Source organism: Natronoarchaeum rubrum, from assembly GCF_024494695.1.
The window spans coordinates 584,773-590,906 of the sequence record NZ_JANHDP010000003.1 but is presented as its reverse complement, the minus strand read 5'-3'; the positions used below and the strand labels follow the sequence as shown (position 1 = coordinate 590,906).

General features: G+C 63.9%; 4 protein-coding genes. All 4 read left to right on the top strand.

Annotated elements, in window-relative coordinates; genetic code table 11:
- A partial coding sequence (locus NO931_RS10640; RefSeq protein ID WP_256392311.1) for a flagellin occupies positions 1 to 888 on the top strand: 888 nt, incomplete at its 5' end.
- A 233-nt stretch (positions 889 to 1,121) separates the two neighbouring features.
- Complete coding sequence (locus NO931_RS20850) at positions 1,122 to 2,021, top strand: flagellin (RefSeq protein ID WP_256392310.1); 900 nt, start codon at positions 1,122 to 1,124, stop codon at positions 2,019 to 2,021.
- A gap of 228 nt (positions 2,022 to 2,249) precedes the next feature.
- Positions 2,250 to 4,370, top strand: a complete 2,121-nt coding sequence (locus NO931_RS10630) for a bacterio-opsin activator domain-containing protein (RefSeq protein WP_256392309.1) — start codon at positions 2,250 to 2,252, stop codon at positions 4,368 to 4,370.
- 81 nt (positions 4,371 to 4,451) lie between these two features.
- Complete coding sequence (locus NO931_RS10625) at positions 4,452 to 6,134, top strand: potassium channel family protein (protein WP_256392308.1); 1,683 nt, start codon at positions 4,452 to 4,454, stop codon at positions 6,132 to 6,134.

Genomic DNA, 6,134 nt, shown 5'->3' with positions numbered 1-6,134 from the left:
GTTACACTTCCAGACTTTTCGAGAGATACCGACCGCGGGCAGGTCGGGATCGAGACCCTGATCATCTTCATCGCGATGATCCTGGTCGCCGCGATCGCAGCGAGCGTACTGATCAACACCGCGGGCTATCTGCAAAATCAGGCATCCGCGACCAGCGAAGACTCCGAAGCACAGGTGTCGAACCAGGTGCTCGTCATCAGCTCAATCGGCCAGATCGATGAAGTGGATCGAGCAACGCAGGACGTGGAGGCCACGCTTCACGATAGTAACACCTCGTTCACCCTGTCTGGATCCTCAGATTACAGCGGGGACCTGGACATCAGTGTCGCAGGATCTGATGTCGGAACCTGGGACACGAGCGCACAAAGTAGTTATAGCGTTACAATCAATGATGGAGAAAGTTTTGAACTAATCGCAGATGATGGAACGAGCGGTAGTGGATCGTACACCGCAGGATCTGACGCTACCGCAACCCTGACTGGCGTCTCGATCGCCGGGACCGGGACCAATCAGGTCGGCCTGATGAACATGACGGTGATGCAGTCGCCGGGCGCCAACGAGATCGACCTCGAAGGCGCGTCCGTCGAGTACATCGGCCCCGACGGCGAAGCCACGCTCGGCTACGCCGAAACCGCCGCCGAAGGCAACTTCGCTGTGGAGGGGACGACCGACCCTGACAACACGGTGCCCGTTCTGACCTCGCGTCAGGACCGCTTCACGATCACCGTCGAACTCGTCGACGACGACAACTCCGACCTGCGCAACCTGCAGGAAGGTGAGGAAGCCACGGTCCGCATCGTCACCCAGTCCGGTAGCCAGGCCGTCACGGTCGTCAACGTCCCGCAGTCACTGAGCTCCTACAGCGACGAGGACGCAGTCGAGTTGTAAACGGCTCTTTCAACGGATTTCTTTTTGCTGTCGATTCAGAAGAACGTAAATCGCGCCGTAGAACTCTCTGTAACGTTTGTTCTCGGCCGAGACAAATGGTGGCCTAATTAGAGAGGTCTAGCTGAATCCTCTCTCCTGTACTGGTAGGTACTATCCTTTTTTCATATACGTTGTAACAGAGATGCAACGACCGCCGGAACGGTGGTCGGACAACAATCACGAGGATACACAGCATGGACGTTACACTTCCAGACTTTTCGAGAGATACCGACCGCGGGCAGGTCGGGATCGAGACCCTGATCATCTTCATCGCGATGATCCTGGTCGCCGCGATCGCAGCGAGCGTACTGATCAACACCGCGGGCTATCTGCAAAATCAGGCATCCGCGACCAGCGAAGACTCCGAAGCACAGGTGTCGAACCAGGTGCTCGTCATCAGCTCAATCGGCCAGATCGATGAAGTGGATCGAGCAACGCAGGACGTGGAGGCCACGCTTCACGATAGTAACACCTCGTTCACCCTGTCTGGATCCTCAGATTACAGCGGGGACCTGGACATCAGTGTCGCAGGATCTGATGTCGGAACCTGGGACACGACTGCCCAAGACAGTTACAGCGTCACAATCAGTGACACGGAAAGTTTCACTTTGACTGCAGATGACGGGACGAGCGCAAGTGGAACGTACAACACTGGATCTGACGCTACCGCAACCTTGACCAGCGTCTTGATCTCTGGGACCGGTACTAATCAGGTCGGCCATATCAACATGACGGTGATGCAGTCGCCGGGCGCCAACGAGATTGACCTCGAAGGCGCGTCCGTCGAGTACATCGGCCCCGACGGCGAAGCCACGCTCGGCTACGCCGAGATGGCGAGTGCTGGCGTTGGTGATTTCGCTGTCGAGGGGACGACCGATCCTGATAACACGGTGCCCGTGTTGACCAGTCGGCAGGACCGCTTCACGATCATGCTCGACCTTGCGAACGACGACAGCGCCGACCTCCGCAACCTGCAGGAGGGTGAGGAAGCCACGGTGCGGATCGTCACCCAGTCCGGCAGCCAGGCCGTGACGGTCGTCAACGTCCCGCAGTCGCTGAGTTCCTACAGCGACGAGGACGCAGTCGAGCTGTAAGCGGCACCGCTTTCGATCAGTCCCTTGGATGGGGAGCCTCTGACAACCGCGGTGCGTGACTGGCCGCGCTGATGCGGTCCCACTTTTTCCCCGCCGCGGCATCTCGACGCCGCGATTCGGGCCTATTTTTTAGACCGACCCGATTTATCTCACCTGATAGTTGCCACGTTATTTTCAAATAGATATATATCGCGCGTTCGGCAACTACGGGTACCTAACTGGCCAGGCATGACGGACAGGATCCACGTACTCCATCTCGACGACAACGAGCAGTTCCTCGACGTGGTCGCGACCTTCCTCGAGACCGACAACGACGACATCGACGTGACGTCCGTTATGGACGCCGAGGCGGCGCTCGACCGACTGGACGGCGCCCAGCGGATCGACTGCGTGGTGAGCGACTACCGCATGGGGCCGACCGACGGCGTCGACTTCCTGAAGTCGGTCCGAGAGCGCGACCCGCGGCTTCCCTTCATCCTCTACACCGGGAAGGGTAGCGAGGAGGTCGCCAGCGAGGCGATCTCCCAGGGCGTCACCGACTACTTGCAGAAGAAACACAGCGACCAGCAGTACGATCTCCTGGCAAACCGGATCCGGAACGCGGTCAATCGCTCGCGGGCCGAGCGCCACCTCGCCGAGCGCGAGCGGATGCTCGGCGGGCTCAACGAGGGCATGCGCTCGCTGATGCGCGCCGAGACGCGCGAGGACATCGCGGATCTCACGGTCGAGATCGCGGACGAAGCGCTCGAACTCCCCTGGCTCGCGGTGTATCTGCTCGACGAGTCCGCGGGCGTGTTGCGACCGAGCGCGTACGTCGCCGACGTCGAGGGGTTCGATGACGCACCGCCGACGTTCAGCGGCGGAGAGAGTCTCGCCTGGGACGCCTTCGTCGACGGCGAGGTGCGCCACCACGACGACGTTCAGGGACGGGACACGCTCTACACCGAGACCACCGACCTTACCACCGAGTTCACGGTCCCGCTGGGCGACCACGGCGTCCTGCTCGCCGGGACGACCGGCGACGCCGCGCTGCAAGAGGCCACGGCGGAGTTCGTCGAGATCCTCGGTGCGAACGCGCGGGCGGCGCTCGACCGGGCCGAGCGCGAGGCACAGCTCCGTGACCGTGACCGCGAACTGGAGAGCCAGAACGCACAGCTCAAGCGCCTCAACCGAATCAACACGGTGATCCGCGACATCGACCAGGCGCTGGTGAAGGCCTCGACGCGCGCGGAGATCGAACAGGAGGTTTGCGAGCGCCTCGTCGACATCGACCCCTACGCGTTCGCCTGGATCGGCGGGTACAACGACATCAACGAGACGATCCGGCCGCGCGCGAAGGGCGGCGACGAGGGGCAGTTCCTCGCGAACGTCGACCTGGACGGCACGGACAACCCCATCCAGCGCACCCTCCAGAACGCCGAGTCACAGGTCGTCCAGAACATCTTCGAGGACGACCGGATCGGCAGCTGGCGCAAGCAGGCGCTGAAGTGCGGCTTCCGATCGGTCGCGACCGTCCCGCTGGCGTACGACGGCGCGGTGTACGGCGTGTTGCAGATCTACGCCGACAGGTTAGACACGTTCGACGAGGAGACCAGCGGCGTGCTCTCGGAGTTGGGCGAGACGATCGGCTACGCGATCAACGCGATCGACCGGAAGGAGGCGCTGATGACCGACAGCGTCGTGCAGGTGGAGTTCCGCGTCCCCGACGCGGACGACTTCCTGTACGATCTCTCGGCGAACACCGGCAGTAGCGTCGACCTTCGGACGATCCTGCCCCAGTCCGACGGCAGCCACCTGATCTTCTACTCGATTCCGGACGCCGATCCCGAGGCCGTGCTCTCGTTCGCCGAGGGCGTCCCCGGCGTGTCGGACGCGCGCCTGATCAGCGAGCGCAAGGGTACCGCGCTGTTCGAGTGTCGGATCGCCAGTGACACGATCGCGACGACCGTCGCGGACCACGGCGGCGTCCCGCGGACGGTCCGAGCGGATCCCAACGGCGGCCGGGTCGTCGTCGACCTGCCCCAGGACGCCGAGGTGCGGTCGTTCGCCGAACGGATCACCTCGACGTACCCGTCCGTCGAGTTCGTCGCGCGCCGCGAGCGCGCCAGCGCCGCCCGGAGCAGGCGATCGTTCCGCGAGCGCCTCGACGACCACCTCACCGACCGCCAGCACGAAGTGCTGGAGGCGGCGTACTTCTCGGGCTACTTCGAGTGGCCCCGCGAGAAGACCGGCGAGGAGATCGCCGAGACGCTCGGCGTCGCGCCGCCGACCTTCAACCAGCATCTCCGGGCCGGGGAGCGAAAGCTGTTCGAGACGCTGTTCGAACCCGAAGCGCTCGACGACGAGTAGTAACGACGGCTCTCGTCGCCGTTCGTCGCTTGTGGCCCCGGTCGGCAACACTGATTGGTCAGCAGTGACGAGATGCACCCGATGACTAAGTGGCTCCGCCGCGGCGTCGGGTCGATCGTCGCAGTCGCGCTGATCGTCGTCGCCTACGCGGCGGCCTACCAGTTCGGCATGGCCCAGTTCGAGGGCGAGACGGTGGGGTTCGTCCACTCGATACAGGTCGTCGTCGAGGCCGTGACGACTGCCGGGTTCGGCGGCGACGCCCCCTGGGAGAGCCCGGAGATGAACCTGTTCGTCGTCGCCATGAATCTCACGGGCGTGCTGTTGGTCTTTCTTGCGCTACCGGTGTTCCTCGTTCCGCTTTTGGAGGACGCACTCGCGACCGATGTCCCGACGTCGAGCGACGAGGTCGGACACGTCGTCATCTGCGGGCACACGTCGATCAGCGAGTCGCTACGGGGGGAACTGGAGGCCATCGAGGTCCCCTACGTGTTCGTCGTCGAAGACCTCGACCAGGCCGAGGCGCTCCGAACCGAGGGATGGCCGGTCGTCGTCGGCGACCCGACGGCGACCACGGCGCTCGAAGCGGTGAATCTTCCGAAGGCTCGCGCCCTGATCGCGAACGTCGACGACGAGGTCAACGCCAGCATCGTGCTCGCCGCGAGTCAGGTCGCACCCAGCCGGCGGATCGTCAGCGTCGTCGAAGAGCAAGCGACGCGCGAGTATCACCAGTACGCCGGCGCCGACGATATCATCCAGCCCAGACAGGTGCTGGGACAGAGTCTCGCGCGCAAGGCGACCACGTCGCTGTCGACGGAACTCGACAACGCGATCGAGCTCGGCGACGACCTCGCTATAACCGAGTTGCGGATTCAGCAGGGCAGCGATCTCGCGGGCAAGACGCTCGCCGGCTCCGGAATCCGAGAACGCTTCGGGTTGAACGTGATCGGCACCTGGCACAGCGGCGAGTTCGAGCCGTCTCCGAAGCCGGACCACCGTCTGGACGAGAACACGATCCTCGTCGTGGCGGGAGGCCACGAGGACCTGTCGACGCTCAAGAGTCGGACGATCACTCCGGGTCTGAAGCGCTCGAATCACGTGATCGTCGTGGGGAACGGGTTGGTCGGACAGACCGCGGCGGCGTCGATACGCGATCTCGGGCGCGAAGTCGTCGTCATCGACGACGATCCGGAACAGGATCCGGACGTTCTGGGCGACGCTCGCGATCGGTCGACGTACCGGGACGCCGGCATCGAGGACGCCACGACGGTGGTGCTCGCGCTGGGCGACGACACCGCGTCGGTGTACGCCTCGCTGGTCGTCGAGCAGTTGGCGCCCGGCGTCGAGGTCATCGCGCGTGCGAACGAGGACGATAACGTCGCGAAGCTCTACCGGGCCGGCGCGGACTACGTGATCTCGCTCTCGTCGGTCACCGGCCGGATGCTCGCGACGAATTTGCTCGACGAGGAGGTGCTGACGCCGGAGACGCAACTCGAACTGATCCGGACGACGGCGCCCGACCTGACCGGCCGGTCGCTCGGCGACGCGGACGTGCGGGCGCGAACGGGCGCGACGGTCGTCGCCGTCGAACGCGGAGCGGACGTGCTCGCGGAACTGGGACCGGAGTTCACGATCGAACCGAACGACGTGTTGCTCGTCGCGGGCGACGACGAGGCGATCGCGGCGTTCACCGAACTCGTCGGCGTCGCGGCGAGCGATCAGATCGAGTCCGAGCACGAAGCGGCACATCTCTGGGAAGACGACTAG

What these genes read in the sequence shown, in the direction of transcription:
- NO931_RS20850 (WP_256392310.1), top strand. Translation starts at nt 1,122, where the DNA reads ATGGACGTTACACTTCCAGACTTTTCGAGAGATACCGACCGCGGGCAG.
- NO931_RS10630 (WP_256392309.1), top strand. Translation starts at nt 2,250, where the DNA reads ATGACGGACAGGATCCACGTACTCCATCTCGACGACAACGAGCAGTTC.
- NO931_RS10625 (WP_256392308.1), top strand. Translation starts at nt 4,452, where the DNA reads ATGACTAAGTGGCTCCGCCGCGGCGTCGGGTCGATCGTCGCAGTCGCG.